This is a genomic window from Thioalkalivibrio sp. ALJ21, from assembly GCF_000378605.1.
In the GTDB taxonomy this organism is placed as follows: domain Bacteria; phylum Pseudomonadota; class Gammaproteobacteria; order Ectothiorhodospirales; family Ectothiorhodospiraceae; genus Thioalkalivibrio.
The window spans coordinates 785897-802253 of record NZ_KB905156.1 but is presented as its reverse complement, the minus strand read 5'-3'; the positions used below and the strand labels follow the sequence as shown (position 1 = coordinate 802253).

20 protein-coding genes and 2 tRNA genes are annotated in these 16357 nt (G+C 66.7%); 13 read left to right on the top strand and 9 right to left on the bottom strand.

Annotation, left to right across the window (positions count from 1 at the left end; genetic code table 11):
• Nucleotides 1-42: 42 nt before the first annotated feature.
• The 6 genes from F579_RS0109855 to F579_RS0109830 all read left to right on the top strand — a co-directional run bounded on the left by F579_RS0109855 (nucleotide 43) and on the right by F579_RS0109830 (nucleotide 5531).
• Entirely contained in the window at nucleotides 43-1392 is a 1350-nt protein-coding gene (locus tag F579_RS0109855; protein WP_019023369.1) for a TolC family outer membrane protein, read from the top strand.
• Nucleotides 1389-1952, top strand: a complete 564-nt coding sequence (locus F579_RS0109850) for an isochorismatase family protein (protein WP_019023370.1) — start codon at nucleotides 1389-1391, stop codon at nucleotides 1950-1952. The genes F579_RS0109855 and F579_RS0109850 overlap by 4 nt, the downstream gene beginning before the upstream one ends.
• 30 nt (nucleotides 1953-1982) lie before the next feature.
• The gene (locus tag F579_RS15360; RefSeq protein ID WP_196799362.1) at nucleotides 1983-2123 is read left to right on the top strand and encodes a hypothetical protein; all 141 of its coding nucleotides are present in this window, start codon (nucleotides 1983-1985) and stop codon (nucleotides 2121-2123) included.
• A gap of 10 nt (nucleotides 2124-2133) precedes the next feature.
• Nucleotides 2134-2985 (top strand): hypothetical protein, encoded by an 852-nt coding sequence (locus tag F579_RS0109840; RefSeq protein ID WP_019023371.1) that lies wholly within the window; start codon nucleotides 2134-2136, stop codon nucleotides 2983-2985.
• Nucleotides 2985-4055: a homoserine O-succinyltransferase gene (locus F579_RS0109835; RefSeq protein WP_019023372.1), complete on the top strand. Its 1071-nt coding sequence runs from the start codon at nucleotides 2985-2987 to the stop codon at nucleotides 4053-4055. Before F579_RS0109840 ends, F579_RS0109835 begins: the two co-directional genes overlap by 1 nt.
• Before the next feature lie 135 nt (nucleotides 4056-4190).
• Nucleotides 4191-5531, top strand: a complete 1341-nt coding sequence (locus F579_RS0109830; RefSeq protein WP_019023373.1) for an MFS transporter — start codon at nucleotides 4191-4193, stop codon at nucleotides 5529-5531.
• A 6-nt stretch (nucleotides 5532-5537) separates the two neighbouring features.
• On the opposite strand, the gene trmB is transcribed toward F579_RS0109830, so the two are convergent.
• The 3 genes from trmB to thiS form a co-directional block, all read right to left on the bottom strand.
• Entirely contained in the window at nucleotides 5538-6260 is a 723-nt protein-coding gene (gene trmB / locus F579_RS0109825; RefSeq protein WP_019023374.1) for a tRNA (guanosine(46)-N7)-methyltransferase TrmB, read from the bottom strand.
• Between the two features lie 317 nt (nucleotides 6261-6577).
• Entirely contained in the window at nucleotides 6578-7384 is an 807-nt protein-coding gene (locus F579_RS0109820; RefSeq protein WP_019023375.1) for a thiazole synthase, read from the bottom strand.
• A gap of 43 nt (nucleotides 7385-7427) precedes the next feature.
• Nucleotides 7428-7634 carry a sulfur carrier protein ThiS gene (gene thiS, locus F579_RS0109815; protein ID WP_019023376.1) on the bottom strand — a complete coding sequence of 69 codons (207 nt, stop codon included), beginning with the start codon at nucleotides 7632-7634 and terminating at the stop codon, nucleotides 7428-7430.
• A gap of 65 nt (nucleotides 7635-7699) precedes the next feature.
• Between thiS and F579_RS0109810 the strand changes: the two genes are divergently transcribed.
• The 3 genes from F579_RS0109810 (at nucleotide 7700) to F579_RS0109800 (ending at nucleotide 8440) form a co-directional block, all read left to right on the top strand.
• Nucleotides 7700-7773, top strand: a tRNA-Gly gene (locus F579_RS0109810).
• 84 nt (nucleotides 7774-7857) lie between these two features.
• Nucleotides 7858-8295 carry a Fur family transcriptional regulator gene (locus F579_RS0109805; protein ID WP_019023377.1) on the top strand — a complete coding sequence of 146 codons (438 nt, stop codon included), beginning with the start codon at nucleotides 7858-7860 and terminating at the stop codon, nucleotides 8293-8295.
• Nucleotides 8296-8364: 69 nt separating this feature from the next.
• Nucleotides 8365-8440: transfer RNA gene (locus F579_RS0109800), tRNA-Thr, on the top strand.
• A 42-nt stretch (nucleotides 8441-8482) separates the two neighbouring features.
• On the opposite strand, the gene rhlB is transcribed toward F579_RS0109800, so the two are convergent.
• Nucleotides 8483-9817: an ATP-dependent RNA helicase RhlB gene (gene rhlB / locus F579_RS0109795; protein ID WP_019023378.1), complete on the bottom strand. Its 1335-nt coding sequence runs from the start codon at nucleotides 9815-9817 to the stop codon at nucleotides 8483-8485.
• 105 nt (nucleotides 9818-9922) lie between these two features.
• On the opposite strand from rhlB, the gene trxA reads away from it, so the two are divergent.
• Nucleotides 9923-10249 carry a thioredoxin TrxA gene (gene trxA, locus F579_RS0109790; protein WP_012983830.1) on the top strand — a complete coding sequence of 109 codons (327 nt, stop codon included), beginning with the start codon at nucleotides 9923-9925 and terminating at the stop codon, nucleotides 10247-10249.
• Between the two features lie 210 nt (nucleotides 10250-10459).
• On the top strand, nucleotides 10460-11719 hold the full coding sequence (rho, locus tag F579_RS0109785; protein WP_017926534.1) for a transcription termination factor Rho: 1260 nt from the start codon (nucleotides 10460-10462) through the stop codon (nucleotides 11717-11719).
• A 40-nt stretch (nucleotides 11720-11759) separates the two neighbouring features.
• On the opposite strand, the gene F579_RS0109780 is transcribed toward rho, so the two are convergent.
• From F579_RS0109780 to rph, 5 genes are all read right to left on the bottom strand, one after another.
• On the bottom strand, nucleotides 11760-12008 hold the full coding sequence (locus F579_RS0109780; protein WP_018174972.1) for a transcriptional antiterminator, Rof: 249 nt from the start codon (nucleotides 12006-12008) through the stop codon (nucleotides 11760-11762).
• Nucleotides 12005-12199 carry a CPXCG motif-containing cysteine-rich protein gene (locus F579_RS0109775; protein WP_012983833.1) on the bottom strand — a complete coding sequence of 65 codons (195 nt, stop codon included), beginning with the start codon at nucleotides 12197-12199 and terminating at the stop codon, nucleotides 12005-12007. Before F579_RS0109775 ends, F579_RS0109780 begins: the two co-directional genes overlap by 4 nt.
• Nucleotides 12199-13401, bottom strand: coding sequence for a radical SAM family heme chaperone HemW (gene hemW, locus F579_RS0109770; RefSeq protein WP_019023379.1), 1203 nt, complete (start codon nucleotides 13399-13401; stop codon nucleotides 12199-12201). The genes F579_RS0109775 and hemW overlap by 1 nt, the downstream gene beginning before the upstream one ends.
• A gap of 21 nt (nucleotides 13402-13422) precedes the next feature.
• Complete coding sequence (rdgB, locus tag F579_RS0109765) at nucleotides 13423-14034, bottom strand: RdgB/HAM1 family non-canonical purine NTP pyrophosphatase (protein WP_019023380.1); 612 nt, start codon at nucleotides 14032-14034, stop codon at nucleotides 13423-13425.
• A gap of 278 nt (nucleotides 14035-14312) precedes the next feature.
• On the bottom strand, nucleotides 14313-15041 hold the full coding sequence (gene rph / locus F579_RS0109760) for a ribonuclease PH (protein WP_019023381.1): 729 nt from the start codon (nucleotides 15039-15041) through the stop codon (nucleotides 14313-14315).
• A 164-nt stretch (nucleotides 15042-15205) separates the two neighbouring features.
• On the opposite strand from rph, the gene F579_RS0109755 reads away from it, so the two are divergent.
• On the top strand, nucleotides 15206-16069 hold the full coding sequence (locus tag F579_RS0109755) for a YicC/YloC family endoribonuclease (protein WP_019023382.1): 864 nt from the start codon (nucleotides 15206-15208) through the stop codon (nucleotides 16067-16069).
• A 9-nt stretch (nucleotides 16070-16078) separates the two neighbouring features.
• Nucleotides 16079-16306 (top strand): DUF2835 family protein, encoded by a 228-nt coding sequence (locus F579_RS0109750; protein ID WP_019023383.1) that lies wholly within the window; start codon nucleotides 16079-16081, stop codon nucleotides 16304-16306.
• Nucleotides 16307-16357 lie beyond the last annotated feature (51 nt).

Sequence of the window (16357 nt, the reverse complement as noted above, 5' to 3'; positions counted from 1 at the left end):
CCTACGATGGAGCTTTACCTGTCTTTTCAGGAAGCCGCGCCCATGAACCGGTCCGTCAAACGTATCTTCTCCACGCTGGCGACTGCCGGCATCGCCCTGTTGGTGGCCAGCCCCGCCCCCGCCGCCAGCCTGCTTGAGGTCTACGAGCGCGCCGCTACGGAAGACGCCGAACTGCGCGCGGCCGAGGCCGAATATCGCAGCGTTCTCGAGCGCCGCCCGATCGCACGCTCCGCGTTCCTGCCGCAGATCACCGGCGATGCCGAGGCCGGCGCCTTCTACAACAACTATCGCAACCAGGACAGCTTCGACGGACGCCAGACCAGCTTTGGCGTATCGCTGATGCAGAGCCTCTACGACCGGCGCAACTACATCGAACTGGCGCAGGCGGATCTCGAGATCGCACGTGCCGAGGCCGAACTGGACGCGGCCCGTCAGGACCTGATCCTGCGAGTATCCGAGGCCTACTTCGATGTGCTGATCGCGCAGGAGACCCTGGCCTTTCGCGAGGCGGAGCTCGAGGCCATCGGCCGCCAGCTGGAACAGACCGAGCGCCGCTTCGAGGTGGGCCTGATCGCCAGCACCGACGTGAAAGAGGCCCAGGCCCAGCGCGACATCGCCGAGGCCGAACGTATCGCCGCCGAAAACCAGCTGGATGTGGCGCGTGAACAGCTCGCGGTGATCACCAACACCTACTGGGACGAGCTCGATCTCCTGCGCGAGGACGCCGAACTGACCCCGCCGGAGCCAGCCGATGCCCAGGCCTGGGTGGATATCGCGCTGGAAAACAACCTGGAGCTGGCCGCCCAGCGCCTGACCACCGAGACCGCCCGCGAACAGATTCAGCGCCAGCGCGCCGAGGGGCACCCGCGCCTGAACCTGAACGCCTCGGTCAGCGAAAACCGTTTCCACGGCATCGACGACGGCGGCACCCAGCAGGGAGTGGGCCCCTTCTTCAACGAGGGGACCGAGGCCCAGGTGGGCGTGCGCCTGGAGGTGCCGTTCTACACCGGCGGCCGGGTGAGCGCGCTCACCCGGCAGGCGCGCGAGGACTTCCAGGCCGCACAGGAAGGCCAGTCGCTCGTTGAACGCCGCACCACCCAGGACACCCGCACCGCCTACCTGTCGGTGATCGCGAACAGCTCGCGCGTACGCGCCCTGGAGCAGGCACTGATCTCCACCCAGGCGGCATTCGAATCGGCCGAGGCCGGGTTCGAGGTCGGCACGCGTACCCAGGTCGACGTGCTGCTGGCCCTGCGCGAGGTATTCCGCGCCGAGCGCGACTACGCGGAGGCCCGCTACGGGTTCCTGACCGACTCGCTGCGCCTGCAGCGCGCCGCCGGCCGCCTGAGCGTCGCGGACCTGGAATCGATCAACCAGTTGCTGGAGCGATGACGGTCGATCCACGCGCCCGTTGCGACCGTGGCCGCTCCCGCCTGGTCCTGATCGACCTGCAGGAGCGGCTGCTGGCCGCCATGCCGGACAGCGAACGCGAGGCGGTGGAGCGCCACACCGCACGGCTCGTCGAGGCCGCACGCAAGCTGGGCGTCCCGATCGAGGTCTCGCGCCAGTACCCAAAGGGGCTGGGCGAGGTGGCGGCGAGCCTGCAGCAGGCGCTGGACGGGCACGGCACGCTGACCGACAAGACGGCCTTCTCCTGCTGTGCGGAAGATGACCTGCACGCGCGCCTGACCGGTGGCGACCAGATCGTCCTGACCGGCGCCGAGACACACATCTGCGTCACACAGACGGCTCTCGAACTGCTGGACGCAGGTGTTACCGTATTTGTGGTCGAGGACGCGGTCTGCTCGCGCGACACCATGCGCAAGCGCAACGGACTGGAGCGCCTGCGCGCGGCGGGCGCGATCATCACAAATCACGAATCGGTCCTGTTCGAGTGGCTGCGCGACGCGGCCGACCCGCAATTCCGCGAACTGAGCCAACTGATCCGCTAATTAACGACAGGGAGAAACGCAGGGATGCGCATGCTTGGAAACATTCTGCTGGGCGCGTGGCTGATCCTGTTCGGCCTGCGCGGCCTGCTGGGGCTGCAGTTTCAGTACGACCACTATGTGATCAGCGGTCTGGCCGTGATCGCAGGTATCCTGTTCATCCTGCGACGTTAACTGAGCCGACATGCGCCTGACGCCCGAGGAATACCGCCAACTGGACCACCGCCGGATCACCCTGCTGGGGATGTCCGGTGTCGGCAAGACGCGCCTGTCCAACATGCTCCGGCGCGAGGAGTGGTTCCACTACTCGGGTGACTACCGCATCGGTACGCGCTACCTGAGCGAACCGATCCTGGACAACATCAAGGCCCAGGCGATGGCCGTGCCGTTTCTGCGCGACCTGCTGCGCTCGGACTCGATCCAGATCATTAACAACATCACGGTGGACAACCTGCACCCGGTCGCGAGCTTCCTCGGCAAGCTCGGCAACCCGGAACAGGGCGGCCTGCCGCTGACCGAGTTCAAGCGCCGCCAGAACCTGCACCACGAGGCCGAGGTGCAGGCGATGCTCGACGTGCCGGACTTCATCCACAAGTCACAGACGCTGTTCGGGTATCCGCATTTCGTCAACGATGCCGGCGGCTCGGTCTGCGAGCTGGACAGCCCCGGCGTGCTGGAGACGCTCGCCGAGCACACGCTCATCCTCTACATCAAGGCGACGGACGAGGACGAGCGCCAGCTGATCGAACGCGCGGAACGCGACCCGAAGCCGCTGTACTACCGCGAGGCCTTCCTCGACCAGCAGCTGGCCGAATACATGCGCGACGAGGGGCTGGACTATGTCGCCCAGATCGACCCGGACGCCTTTGTGCGCTGGGTGTTCTCGCGCCTGTTCCGCGCGCGTCTGCCACGCTACGAGGCGATCGCGGAGGCGCACGGCTACACCATCAGCACCACCGAGCTCGCGCAGGTCCGCACCGCCGCGGACTTCGACGACCTGGTCTGCATGGCCCTGGAACGGGAGGCACGCCTCTAATGCCACTCGTTGCCCACTCCGACCTGCCCACCTTCGCCCGCCTGAAGAGCGAGGGCGAGACCGTACTGCCCAGCGACTTCGCCCAGCAGCAGGAGATCCGCGCGCTGCATATCGGGCTGCTGAACATGATGCCGGACGCCGCCCTGGCGGCCACCGAGCGCCAGTTCTTCCGCCTGATCGGCGAGAGCAACCAGATCGCGCAGTTCTACATCCACCCCTTCACCCTGCCGCAGCTCAAGCGCGGGCCGAAGGGGCGCGATCACATCAAGCAGTACTACGAGGACTTCGAGGATCTGAAGAAGGAAGGCCTCGACGCGCTGATCATCACCGGGGCCAACGTGACCCAGCCCGATCTGGCGCTGGAACCGTTCTGGGAGCCCCTGGCGGAGGTCGTCGACTGGGCCTGGGACAACGTGACCTCCACGCTGTGCTCCTGCCTCGCCACCCACGCCGTACTGCAGGCCCGCTACGGCGAGCACCGCGTGCACATGGGCGAGAAGCTGTGGGGCGTGTTCCCGCATCGCGTGGTGGACCGCGGCCACCCGCTGGTCACCGGCGTTAACACGCGTTTCGACGTGCCGCACTCGCGCTACAACGATGTCTCGCGCGAGCAGTTCGAACGTCACGGCCTGCGCGTGCTGGTCGAGAGCGAGGACGCAGGCATTCACCTGGGCGCCTCGCCGGACGGCTTTCGCATGGTCTTCTTCCAGGGGCACCCGGAGTACGACTCGATCAGCCTGCTCAAGGAGTACAAGCGCGAGGTCGTGCGCTACATCCAGGGCGAGCGCGAGAGCTATCCGCCCCTGCCGGAGAACTACCTGCTGCCGCAGGCAGCGGCGATCCTCGACGAGCACCGCGAGCACGTGCAGGTGGCGGTCGAGCACTGCACCGAGATCCCGGCACTGCCGGAGGCACTGCTGCTCGACCGCCTGGACAACACCTGGCACGACACGGCGCTCGCGGTGATGAACAACTGGCTGGGCAACGTCTACCAGTTGACGAACCTCGACCGGCGCAAGCCGTTTCGCGACAGCGTCGACCCGAACGACCCGCTCGCCGGCCGGCGCTAACCCAGCCCGGAAGGCGAGCCAAGCGGGTAGTCACCTCCCGGGGCTACCGGCTTCTACCCGCGCATCAGTCTTCGGCAAGTGCTGCGCCCCCGGGGCCTCGCAATGACGAGAGACTCCCTGTAACCAAAGGTACCCATGGCCGAGACCGCCTCGGAAAAGCTGCCGCGTCCAATCCTGCACCTGTACGAGACCATCGCCGGGGAGGAAGACGCGCGCGTCTGCAAGGACATCCCGGAGGATGCCTGCCGCGCGCAGCCCGCCAACTTCTTCGTCCACCTGGTCTCCAACACACTGAGCAAGATTGGCGACGAGTTGGCCTCGGCGCGGCTGGTGCTGGCCTGGCTGCTGGGGGCCCTCGGTGCCCCGGCGGCGTTTGCCGGCTTCCTCGTCCCGATCCGCGAATCCGGCTCGCTGCTCCCGCAACTGTTCGTCGCCGCCTCCATTCGCCGCCGCGCCATCCGCAAGGGATTCTGGATACTGGGCTCGGTCCTCTCGGGGCTGGCGGTCGCCGGGATGGCGATCGTCGCCCTGACCCTGGAAGGCACGGCGGCGGGCTGGGCAATCCTCGGGCTGCTGGCCGTGTTCGCGCTGGCGCGCGGGATCAACTCGGTCGCCTCGAAGGACGTGCTCGGCAAGACAATCGCCAAGCAGCGCCGCGGCACCGTGATGGGCTATGCCGCCTCGCTGGCCGGCTTCTTCACGCTGGGCCTGGGGGTCTATCTGACTTTGGCGAACCTGGAGGAAGCCGGCATTGGCGTGTTCGTCGCCCTGCTGGCCGCCTCCGCCGGCGCCTGGTGGGTGGCGGCCGCGACCTTTACCCGCCTGCACGAGGCGCCGGGCTCCACCGAGGGCGGCGGCAATGCGATCACCCAGGCCCTGTCCTCGGTACGCCTGCTGTGGACCGACCGCGCGTTCGGGCATTTCGTGTTCACCCGCGCGCTACTGATGAGCACGGCCCTGGCATTGCCGTTCTACGTGCTGCTGGCGGAGGATGCGACCTCCGGGGATCTGGGCACCCTGGGGTTGCTGATCCTGGCGAGCGGCCTGGCGTCGGCAGTCAGCGCCCCGGTCTGGGGACGCCTGTCCGACCGTTCCTCTCGCTGGGTGCTGATCCTCTCGGGCCTGCTGGCCGCAGGGCTCGGCCTCCTGGTCGCCCTGAGCGTCTGGTTCGCGCCGGTGGATACCGACTCGGCGCTGGTGCCGGGCGGGGTGATCTATGCCCTGCTGTTCTTCCTGCTGGGGGTCAGCCATGCCGGCGTGCGGCTGGGGCGCAAGACCTATCTGGTGGACATGGCCACCGAGAAGACCCGCGCCGCGTTCACCGCCGTCAGCAATACCGTGATCGGGGCGCTGCTACTCGTGGGCGGGCTGTTCGGGCTGCTGGCTCAACTGGCGGGCACCGAGGTTGCGATCTTCGTGCTCGCCCTGATGAGCCTGGCCGGCGCGGTCAGCGCCTGGTGGATGGGCGAGGCCTGAGGCCCGTCAGGCGTTGGTCCGCCGGTAGAGCAGGTCGGCCACCGCGTGACCGCGCCGCTCGCCGCGGCGCTCGAACTTGGTGACCGGGCGTTCCGGCGGCCGCCCCGGGGCCGGCACCGGGCCGTCCGGCTCGAACCACGGCGCGCACTCTTCCAGTACCGCCATCATGTGCTCGGCGTATTCGGCCCAGTCGGTCGCCAGATGCAGCCGCCCGCCCGGACGCATGCGCGAGGCCAGCAGACGCACGAACGGCGGCTGGATCAGGCGGCGCTTGTGGTGGCGCTTCTTGTGCCAGGGGTCGGGGAAATACACCTGCACGCCGTCCAGGGCCGCCGGCGCGATGTAGTGCTCCAGCAACTCCACGGCATCGTGGTCGGAGACGCGCACGTTGGTCAGGCCGCGCTGCTCCACCTCGCGCAGCAGGTGACCCACGCCCGGGCGATGGACCTCGGTGCCGATGTAATCGCGCCCCGGATTCTGCGCCGCCTGTTCGGCCAGGCTCTCGCCATCGCCAAAACCGATCTCCAGCGTGACCGGCGCCTGGCGACCGAAGACGGCCGCCAGGTCCAGCGGCGCCGCGGGCTCCGGCAACGCGAGCCCGAAGCGCGGCAGCAGCTCGTCCAGCGCGCGCTGCTGGCCCGGCGTCAGCCGCCCCTCGCGGCGCACGAAACTGCGGATACGCCGGTAAAAGGGCTTGTCGTCGGGAACGGAATCAGCGGGTTCGCTCATGCCCAGGGAGACACTGACCAATGTACACGCTCGCTGCTTCGTCGCTTTTGCGTGCGAACAAGGCGCGGTGACCGCCGTGCAGTCATTCTGCACAAGGGAGCCGCAACGCAGTGCGCGCGCCCGTTTTTGATAACAACGGGCGGCCGAGCCCCTTCGTTCATTAAGTTGTGGGGTTGGCACCCCAGGTTCCCCGATCCTGCGTTGCGCCCCGATTCAATCAAGAACGGGCGGGTAGAACCACTACCCGCTGCGCGACGCGTCTTGCCTCGGAAAACCTGGGGTACCAACGCGAGTGTGTACATTGATCAGTGTCTCCCTCAGCTGAAGAACAGGCCGGTCTGCGGCGAGGAGGCCGAGGCGTAGCGCCGCGGCGCCATGCGCCCGGCACGGTAGGCCTGACGCCCGGCGATGATCGCGTGACGCATGGCCGAGGCCATCATCACCGGGTCCTCGGCAGCCGCGATGGCCGTATTCATCAGCACGCCGTCGCAGCCCAGCTCCATCGCGATCGAGGCGTCCGAGGCCGTGCCCACGCCGGCGTCGACCAGCACCGGCACCTTGGCGTTTTCGACGATCTCGCGGATGTTGTAGCGGTTCTGGATGCCCAGCCCGGAGCCGATCGGGGCGGCCAGCGGCATGATCGCCTGACAGCCGATGTCCTCCAGACGCCGGGCCAGCAGCGGGTCATCCGTCGTGTAGACCATCACGTCGAAGCCCTCGGCCACCAGGATCTCCGCGGCCTTCACGGTCTCGAACGCGTCCGGATACAGGGTCTTCTCGTCGCCCAGCACCTCCAGCTTCACCAGGCTGTGGCCGTCCAGCAGCTCGCGCGCCAGACGGCATGTACGGATCGCGTCATCGGCGGTAAAGCAGCCGGCCGTGTTCGGCAGCAGCGTGTAGCGCTCCGGCGAGATCACGTCCAGCAGGTTGGGCTCGTCCGGATTCTGGCCGATGTTGGTGCGGCGGATCGCGACCGTGACGATCTCCGCCCCGCTGGCCTCGATGGCATCACGGGTCTGATCGAGGTCACGATACTTTCCAGTGCCCACCAACAGACGGGAGGTGAACTCGCGTGAACCCACGCGGAAGAGGTCGTCGGCAGACGCAGCGGCCGATTCGGTCATGGTGATTCCTTCGTTGAAAGTAGTTACGGACGGCGACTCGGACTCAACCGCCCCCAATCGCCTGTACGATCTCCACGCGATCGCCGGGATGCAACGGGTGCGCGGCGTGCTCGCTGCGCGGCACCAGTTCCTCGTTGACCTCCACCGCCAGGCGGTGGCCACCCAGGCCTCGTGCCTCGATCAGCGCAGCCAGGGTGGCCTCGCCATCTTCCGGGAGTTCGAAGGGTTCGCCGTTCAGCTGAATCTGCATAGTTCTTCGACTGGTCACTTTGCCGTTGAGCCGGAGGCCAACAAGACCTACAATCGCCGACTCAAGCGGGTGTAGTTCAATGGTAGAACGGGAGCTTCCCAAGCTCTTAATGTGGGTTCGATTCCCATCACCCGCTCCATTCTATCAGAGGCTTGCGCCTCCGGACCCCCATCGGACTGACGTGATCTGGACGTGATCCAGCAGCTGTTATATTGTCCGGAATATGTCTGCTATATCTGACAATCCGAATCTGCTGGACGTCGACGACGCCCGCGCGCTGCTGCGCGAACATGCGATCTCTCCGACCGAACAGCGCGTGGAGATCGCCCGCGTGATGTTCGCGCGCCATCAGCATCTGAGCGCCGAACAAATCCTCGGCCGCCTGGTGCAGCATTCGTCGCGCGTCTCCAAGGCCACGGTCTACAACACGCTCAAGCTGTTTGCGGAGAAGGGCCTGGTGCGCGAGGTCGTGATCGATCCGACCAAGCTGTTCTACGACTCCAACCTGAATCCGCACCATCACCTGTTCCACACCGACACCGGCGAGCTGGAAGATGTCGATCCCGCGCGGGTCGATATCTCGCACCTGCCCCCGCTGCCGGAAGGCAAGGAACTGCTGGGTGTGGACGTGATTATCCGGGTCAGCGACCGCAAGGCCTGATCCGGAACCCGCGCTGCCGGTCGCGCGGGATTGTTGTCGAGCCCCACCCCCGCTATTATGGCGCGCTTCGCCGACGTAGCTCAGTTGGTAGAGCAATCGATTCGTAATCGATAGGTCGCAGGTTCGACTCCTGCCGTCGGCACCATTTCCGCCTGCCTTTCCCTCTTGCGCCCGTTCGCAGAACGGCTCAGGGGCCCTTTGGCTTGTCGCCCCCGCTGCGACGACGATGGCCACCGCCACCCGACGGCTTGCCCGACCCGTGCGAGCCACCGCGTCCGCTGCCCCCGCGACCACCGCCGCGCCGGTCATCGCGCGGCTTGCGCGGGCGCGGCTTCGGGCGCACCGGGTCGCTGAACAGGGCTGCGGGATCCACGGTCTCGGTGGGGATGCGCTCGCCGAGATAGGACTCGATGTCCGGCAGATAGAACGCGGAGTCCTCGCAGCCGAAACTGATGGCGTCGCCCTCGGCCCCGGCGCGCGCCGTGCGCCCGATACGGTGCACATAGTCCTCGCCCGACTGCGGCAGATCAAAGTTGAACACATGGGTCACGGCCGGGATGTGCAGCCCGCGCGCCGCAACGTCGGTCGCCACGAGAAAGGTGTACTCGCCCGCGGTAAAGCGCTCCAGCAGGCTCGAGCGCTTCTTCTGCGGCACATCGCCCGAGAGCAGCGCCGCTTTCTGCCCGTTCGCATTCAGCCAGTCACAGACCTTCTCGGCACCGTGCTTGGTGTTCACGAACACGATGGCACGCTCCGGCTTGAGATCGCGCGCAAGTCCCAGCAGCAGCGGGATCTTCTCTTCGTTCGCCGGGTAGTAGATCATCTGGCGCACGCGATCCGCGGTCAGGGTCTCGGCCTCGACCTGGACCTTTTCCGGGTTGTTCATGTGCTCATAGGCCAGCTCCATCACGCGCAGCGACAGCGTGGCCGAGAACAGCATGGACAGCCGCTCGCTGGCCGGGGCGCAGCGACGCATCAGGAAGCGCACGTCCTTGATGAAGCCAAGATCGAACATGCGATCCGCCTCGTCCAGCACCACCACCTCGGTGTGCTTGAGCCCGAACACCTTCTGCTTGAAGTAGTCGATGATCCGTCCCGGCGTGCCGATCAGGATGTCGGCTCCGGCCTCCAGCTGTTCGCGCTGGCTGTCGTAGCCGGTACCGCCATAGGCCAGCGCCAGCTTGAGCCCGGTTTCGCGCCCCAGCATCTCGGCATCCTTGTGGATCTGGATGGCGAGTTCACGCGTCGGGGCGACGATCAGGGCGCGCACATCGGTCGCCCGGCGATCGGGCGCGGGCGCCTGGCGCAGCAGACGGTTGAAGGTGGCGATCAGAAAGGCCGCCGTCTTGCCCGTGCCGGTCTGCGCCTGCCCGGCGACATCCCGCCCGGCCAGCGCAATGGGCAGGGTCAGCGCCTGGATCGGCGTACAGGTCTCGAAACCGGTGGCGCGGATACCCGCCTGTACGGCCTCGGGCAGATCAAGCTGGTCGAAGCGGGGCGTTTCCTGCGCGGGATCGGTCATGTGAATCCTCTATTACTTGAACTGTCTGGCGATCATCGTCGATAGTAAGAGCCGTGCAGCCGGCGTTGCGGGCTGTTCCCCCAACCCAAGTGATGAGGGCTCGGAGTGAGCGACAAAATTGTGTACACGTCGGACGCCGGTTTCGACGAAGACGTCCTGAAGGCGGATCAGCCAGTCCTGGTGGACTACTGGGCCGAGTGGTGCGGGCCCTGCAAGATGATCGCCCCCATTCTGGATGAAATCGCCGAAGAATACGCCGGCAAGGTCAAAGTCGCCAAGCTGAACATCGACGAGAACCCGTCCACGCCGCCGAAGTACGGCATTCGCGGGATCCCGACGCTGATGCTGTTCAAGAATGGCGATGTCGAAGCCACCAAGGTCGGCGCGCTGTCCAAGTCGCAGCTGACCGCCTTCCTGGACCAGCACCTCTGATCCGGCATACCCCGGGGCCGCGTGCGGCCCCGGGGTAGCAGTACCAAAAAAACGACGCCACCAGGCCTTGCCCCAAGCGGGCGCGTCGCTTACCATCGGTTTAGTTCAGGCGGTCGCCAGACCGCTACCTGCCCCCGATACTCAATCCAAGGCAAGCCGAGCGGCCATCCCCGGTCGCCGATCATCCACGTTGAACACAGCACCCCACGAATGAACCTGACCGAACTGAAGCGGATGTCCGCTGCCGATCTCGTCGCCTTTGCAGAAGAAAAAGGCATCGAGAACATGTCCCGTGCCCGCAAGCAGGACATCATCTTTGCCCTGCTCAAGGCCCACGCCAAAAGCGGTGAAGCCATCTACGGTGACGGAGTCCTGGAGATCCTCTCCGACGGCTTCGGATTCCTGCGCAGCGCCGACAGCTCCTACCAGGCCGGGCCGGACGACGTGTACGTCTCCCCCAGCCAGATCCGGCGCTTCGGGCTGCGTACCGGCGACACCATCGCCGGCAAGATCCGCCCACCCAAGGACAACGAACGCTACTTCGCGCTGCTGAAGGTCGCGGAGATCAACTTCGAACCGCCGGAGAACGCCCGGCACAAGGTGCTGTTCGAGAACCTCACGCCGCTGCACCCCTCCGAGCGCATGCGCATGGAGCGCGGCAACGGCTCCACCGAGGACATCACCGCCCGCGTGATCGACATCGTGGCGCCGTTCGGCAAGGGCCAGCGTGGCCTGATCGTCTCCCCGCCCAAGGCGGGCAAGACGCTGATGCTACAGAACATCGCCCAGAGCATCGCGACCAACTATCCGGAGTGCTATCTGATCGTGCTGCTGATCGACGAGCGCCCGGAAGAAGTGACCGAGATGGACCGCATGGTCCAGGGCGAGGTGGTCTCGTCGACCTTCGACGAACCGGCCCAGCGCCACGTGCAGGTCGCCGAGATGGTGATCGAGAAGGCCAAGCGCCTGGTCGAGCACAAGCGCGACGTGGTGATCCTGCTGGACTCCATTACCCGCCTGGCGCGCGCCTACAACACTGTCGCCCCCAGCTCCGGCAAGGTGCTGACCGGCGGCGTGGACGCCAACGCCCTGCACCGTCCGAAGCGCTTCTTCGGTGCCGCGCGCAACGTGGAAGAGGGCGGCAGCCTGACCATCCTCGCCACCGCGCTGGTCGAGACCGGCTCGAAGATGGACGAGGTGATCTACGAGGAGTTCAAGGGCACCGGCAACATGGAAGTGCACCTGGAGCGCCGCATCGCCGAGAAGCGCATCTACCCGGCGATCAACGTGAACCGCTCCGGCACCCGCCGCGAAGAACTGCTGACCGCCCCGGACGAGCTGCAAAAGCTCTGGATCCTGCGCAAGTTCCTGCACGGCATGGACGACATCGAGGCGATGGAATTCCTGCTCGGCCGCATGCAGTCCTCGAAGACCAACTCCGAGTTCTTCGACCAGATGAAGCGCAGCTGACGCGAAGCGGGCCAGGCGGTCGCCGTGCAAGGACGGCGTATCAGCCGGGCACCGGCTCGAAGCTGACCAGGCGGTCCAGCCGCCACCACTGGCGCCGACCCTCGGCGTCGCGCAGGATCAGGTACTCGGCCCCGCGCCGGGTGCGCAAATCCAGGGGCCGCACCACCGCAATCCGATCCATTTCGCCCCGGCGCCAGTGGGTGCGCAGGTGCTGCCCGCGCAGAATCGCCAACTCCAGCTCAGAGTAGCGCTCGCAGGCGATCGGCGTATACGGCGGGGTCACACTCATCCGCCCTCCCGAATGGCCTCCACCTGCGGGATCTCGGCATCCGGGGCCTCGACGCGCCGAAACACGATGGGCGCGCAGCACACGGCACAGTCCTCGATCCATTCCCGGTCCGCGCTGACCATATCCACCGTCGTCTCGCCCGGTTCGCCACACCAGGGGCAGGTAAAGCCGACAAACTCCACCGGTCGCATCACCGCACCTCCTCCGGACCCACAATGACCTGGGTCCCGGCTGTCACACCCGCCGCATCCGACAAAAAACGCTCCAGAATGTCATTGAGAAAGGCCAGGCCGCGTTCGGTCGGCTGCAGGCGCTGCGGATCGGGCACCAGCAGACCCTCTGCCCGCAGCGTGTCCAGGGCCGGCTCCAGCGCAGCCAGGTCCAGACCGCAGCGCTCCTCGAAGCAATGCGCGGGCACTCCCTCGACCAGCCGCAACGCGTTGAGCATGAACTCGAACGGGAGTTCGGCCTCGGGGACTGCCTGGTCGCGGTGCTGCTCGGGCGTCTCCAGGTAGGCTGCGGGCTGACGCGGCTTGGTCCGCCGCAGCACCCTCCCCTGGGACGGCAACGTCAGCTTGCCGTGGGCCCCGGCCCCGATGCCGAGGTAGTCGCCGAACGTCCAGTAGTTGCGGTTGTGCCGGCATTCCCGCCCCCTCGTGGCGTACGCGGAAACCTCGTATCGAGTATAGCCAGCCGCAGCCAGCACACATTGTCCTTGTGTGAACAATTCCTCGATCGTGGAATCCGGCGGCAATACCGGGGGCCGGGCTGCGAAATAGGTATTGGGCTCCAGGGTCAGCTGATACCAGGAGATGTGCTCGGGTTCCTGTTCGATCGCGGCCCGGAGATCCGCCAGCCCTGCCTCGACGGACTGCTGCGGCAGGCCGAACATCAGATCCAGGTTGATATTGTCGAACCCGGCACCGCGGGCATGCTCGACCGCGGCATGGGCCTCGGCCCCGCCATGGATACGCCCCAGTCGCTCGAGCATGGCGTCGTCGAAGCTCTGGATACCCAGCGACAGTCGGTTGACCCCGGCCTCGCGGTAGCCACGGAAGTACGCGCGATCCGCGGTGCCGGGGTTGGCCTCCAGCGTGATCTCGGCATCCGGGCGCAGGGGCAGCCGCGCACGCAGACCGGAGAGCAGGTCCGCCAGCGCCTCGGGCGGGAACAGGCTGGGTGTGCCGCCGCCGATGAACACGCTGTCCACGCGCCGCCCCCAGACATCCGGCAGCTGCGACTCGAGGTCGCGCATCAGCGCCTCGACATACGCGTCGAACGGGGCCTCGCCCCGCGGCTCGTGGGAGTTGAAGTCGCAGTACGGGCACTTGCGCACGCACCAGGGCAGGTGCACGTACAGGGCTAGGGGCAGCGGGGTCGGGAATGCGCTCATGCCGCGAGCATAGGCGCCGGCTCAGTGATCGGCACGTTCCCGCAGTTGTGCCACCAGTTTGGCCAGGGCCTGGCCGCGATGGCTCAGGCGATTCTTGGCCTCCGGACTCAGCTCGGCCGAGGTGCAGCCCTCCTCGGGCACAAAGAACAGCGGGTCGTAGCCGAATCCGTTGGCACCGCTGGGCTGCTCGACGATACGACCCGGCCAGACCCCTTCGGCGATCAGCGGCGAAGGATCCTCGGCATGCTCCAGAAACACGACGACTGCGCGAAACCGCGCGGCTCGCTGGGCCTCGGGAACACCCGCCAGGGCCTCCAGCAGCCTGGCGTTGTTCGCGGCATCGTCCGCCTCCGGCCCCGCATAACGCGCGGAGTAGATGCCCGGCTGGCCGCGCAGGGCATCGACCTCCAGGCCGGAGTCATCGGCGATTGCGGGCAGGCCGGTATGCTGCGCGGCGTTGCGCGCCTTGAGGATCGCGTTTTCGACGAAGGTCAGCCCGGTCTCGTCGGCCTCGGGCACCGCGTGTTCCGACTGCGGCTCGATCGCCAGCCCCAGCGGTTCCAGCAGGGCCCGGATCTCGCGCAGCTTGCCGGGGTTGCCGGTGGCGAGGACGACGCGACGGGACGGGTCCATGACTCAGCCCCAGGGAGACACTGACTGATGGACACGTTCGCGCTCGAGTCGATTTTGCGTGCTGACAAGGCGTGGTGAGCGACGTGTAGCCGAGCTACATAAGCGAGCCGCAACGCAGTCAGCGGGCAAAATCGGCCGAGCCCCGTCCGTCAAGAATTTGTGGGGTTGGCACCCCATGTTCCCCGATCCTGCGTTGCGCCGCTTGCCGGTAGCACCACTACCGACTGCGCGCCGCGCCTGGTCTCGGGAAACATGGGGCGCCAACGCGAACGTGTCCATCAATCAGTGTCTCCCTCGGCCAGCGCCGCCCGCTGGGCCTCGACGATCTGCTGGATGCCCTTCTCGCCGAGATCCAGCATCTGGTTCAGCTCGTCGCGGCGGAAGGCATGGCCCTCGGCCGTCCCCTGGATCTCGATCACGCCGCCGGCCTCGTTCATCACCAGGTTCAGGTCGGTCTCGGCCTGGGAGTCCTCGTCGTAATCCAGGTCGAGTACCGGCGTGCCGTTGAAGATGCCCACGGAGATCGCCGCCAGGTGCCCGTGCAGCGGGTCCTTGCGGATCATGCCCTGTTCGCGCGCCTTGCGGATCGCATCGCGCAGGGCGACATAGGCGCCGCTGATCGAGGCGGTACGGGTCCCGCCGTCGGCCTGAATCACGTCGCAGTCGACGATGATCTGGCGCTCGCCCAGGGCCTCCAGGTCAACCACGGCGCGCAGGGAGCGGCCGATCAGGCGCTGGATCTCCATGGTGCGCCCGCCCAGCTTGCCGCGAGCGGCCTCGCGCGCCATGCGGTCATGCGTGGAGCGCGGCAGCATGCTGTACTCCGCCGTCACCCAGCCGCGACCCTTGTTCTTCAGCCACGGCGGCACGCGCGACTCGATAGTCGCGTTGCACAGCACCCGGGTGTCGCCGAACTCCACCAGCACGGAACCCTCCGCGTGCCGGGTGAAATGGCGGGTAAAACGCACCGGGCGCATCTCGTCGGCTTGTCGGCCACTGGGTCGCATGCTTGATCCTTGCTAGATTGGAGTGGCGCGCAGTATACGGGAGACGGGAGAGGCTCTCACATGAGCGCGCCCGCGGCGGATCTGAGGCAAAGGCGGCCGAAGACGCCAGCAAATCACACGCGCACAGAGCTGTAACACGCGCAGGGCTATCAACAGGGGACCTTATGATCGCGAGCATGACCGGCTTTGCCCGGCAGCCGATGACGCTGGACCAGGGCGTTTACGACTGGGAACTGAAGAGCGTCAACCATCGCTATCTCGAGTTGCGCATCCACCTGCCGGAGGCCCTGCGTGCGCTGGAGCCCGAGGTGCGCAATCGCCTCAAGAAGCGGCTGAGTCGGGGCAAGATCGATGTGGTGCTGCGTGATCGCGGCCAGTCGGGCGGCTCGCCCACCGCATTCGATGTGGACCGCGTGCAGTCGCTGATCGAGGCGACCGAGTCCGTCGCCGACATGATGAAACACGATGCCAGCGTCTCGCCGCTGGATATCCTTGCCTGGCCCGGGGTGCTGGAGGGGGCGAAAATCGACGCCGACCGCCTTGCGGCCCCCGTTCTTGCCGAGCTCGACGCCGCGATCGACGCCCTGGTGGCAATGCGCGAGGCCGAGGGCCAGGAACTGGTCAACGGCCTGCGCGATCGCCTGGAGGCCCTGGCCGAGCATGTCATGTTCATCCGCGAGCGGCGCGAGCCGATGCTGGTCGAACAGCGCGAACGCACCCTGAGCCGCATCAACGAGCTGGATCTGAGCCTGGACCCGAAGCGGCTGGAGCAGGAGGTGGCGCTGCTGGCACAACGCCTGGATATCGCCGAGGAGCTGGATCGCATCGACGGCCACGTGAAGGCGGTGCGCGAGATCCTGGACAAGGACGGACCCAGCGGGCGGCGCCTGGATTTCCTGATGCAGGAGTTCAACCGCGAGACGAATACCCTCGCCTCCAAGTCACATGACCTGGAGATCACCCGCGCGACCGTCGAGATGAAGGTCCTGATCGAGCAGATGCGCGAGCAGGTCCAGAACCTGGAATAGACCGGGTCGATGCATCGCTACCGCGTGCACCTGGCCATCTCGCGCCACGAGATGGAGGACTACTACACCGGGCGCGCGGCGGTCGTCTACGCCGAATCGGAGGGCGGGGTCAGCGTGCAGTTTCCCGCCCGGCTGCTGCGCCAGCACCTCGATCAGCGCGGTGTCTATGGCGTATTCGAGCTGGTCACCGACGACCAGCATCGCCTGCTGGACTTCCGCCGCCTTCCACGGCCGTGACAGCGCGCCAGCGCCCCCTTCTAATCCCCTTGAAATTTTTCGCGCGGCCCC

Excerpts from the sequence above, each read along its gene's own strand:
- F579_RS0109855 (WP_019023369.1), top strand. The coding sequence starts at position 43 with ATGAACCGGTCCGTCAAACGTATCTTCTCCACGCTGGCGACTGCCGGC.
- F579_RS0109850 (WP_019023370.1), top strand. The coding sequence starts at position 1,389 with ATGACGGTCGATCCACGCGCCCGTTGCGACCGTGGCCGCTCCCGCCTG.
- F579_RS15360 (WP_196799362.1), top strand. The coding sequence starts at position 1,983 with ATGCTTGGAAACATTCTGCTGGGCGCGTGGCTGATCCTGTTCGGCCTG.
- F579_RS0109840 (WP_019023371.1), top strand. The coding sequence starts at position 2,134 with ATGCGCCTGACGCCCGAGGAATACCGCCAACTGGACCACCGCCGGATC.
- F579_RS0109835 (WP_019023372.1), top strand. The coding sequence starts at position 2,985 with ATGCCACTCGTTGCCCACTCCGACCTGCCCACCTTCGCCCGCCTGAAG.
- F579_RS0109830 (WP_019023373.1), top strand. The coding sequence starts at position 4,191 with ATGGCCGAGACCGCCTCGGAAAAGCTGCCGCGTCCAATCCTGCACCTG.
- trmB (WP_019023374.1), bottom strand. The coding sequence starts at position 6,260 with ATGAGCGAACCCGCTGATTCCGTTCCCGACGACAAGCCCTTTTACCGG.
- F579_RS0109820 (WP_019023375.1), bottom strand. The coding sequence starts at position 7,384 with ATGACCGAATCGGCCGCTGCGTCTGCCGACGACCTCTTCCGCGTGGGT.
- thiS (WP_019023376.1), bottom strand. The coding sequence starts at position 7,634 with ATGCAGATTCAGCTGAACGGCGAACCCTTCGAACTCCCGGAAGATGGC.
- F579_RS0109805 (WP_019023377.1), top strand. The coding sequence starts at position 7,858 with ATGTCTGCTATATCTGACAATCCGAATCTGCTGGACGTCGACGACGCC.
- rhlB (WP_019023378.1), bottom strand. The coding sequence starts at position 9,817 with ATGACCGATCCCGCGCAGGAAACGCCCCGCTTCGACCAGCTTGATCTG.
- rho (WP_017926534.1), top strand. The coding sequence starts at position 10,460 with ATGAACCTGACCGAACTGAAGCGGATGTCCGCTGCCGATCTCGTCGCC.
- F579_RS0109780 (WP_018174972.1), bottom strand. The coding sequence starts at position 12,008 with ATGAGTGTGACCCCGCCGTATACGCCGATCGCCTGCGAGCGCTACTCT.
- F579_RS0109775 (WP_012983833.1), bottom strand. The coding sequence starts at position 12,199 with ATGCGACCGGTGGAGTTTGTCGGCTTTACCTGCCCCTGGTGTGGCGAA.
- hemW (WP_019023379.1), bottom strand. The coding sequence starts at position 13,401 with ATGAGCGCATTCCCGACCCCGCTGCCCCTAGCCCTGTACGTGCACCTG.
- rdgB (WP_019023380.1), bottom strand. The coding sequence starts at position 14,034 with ATGGACCCGTCCCGTCGCGTCGTCCTCGCCACCGGCAACCCCGGCAAG.
- rph (WP_019023381.1), bottom strand. The coding sequence starts at position 15,041 with ATGCGACCCAGTGGCCGACAAGCCGACGAGATGCGCCCGGTGCGTTTT.
- F579_RS0109755 (WP_019023382.1), top strand. The coding sequence starts at position 15,206 with ATGATCGCGAGCATGACCGGCTTTGCCCGGCAGCCGATGACGCTGGAC.
- F579_RS0109750 (WP_019023383.1), top strand. The coding sequence starts at position 16,079 with ATGCATCGCTACCGCGTGCACCTGGCCATCTCGCGCCACGAGATGGAG.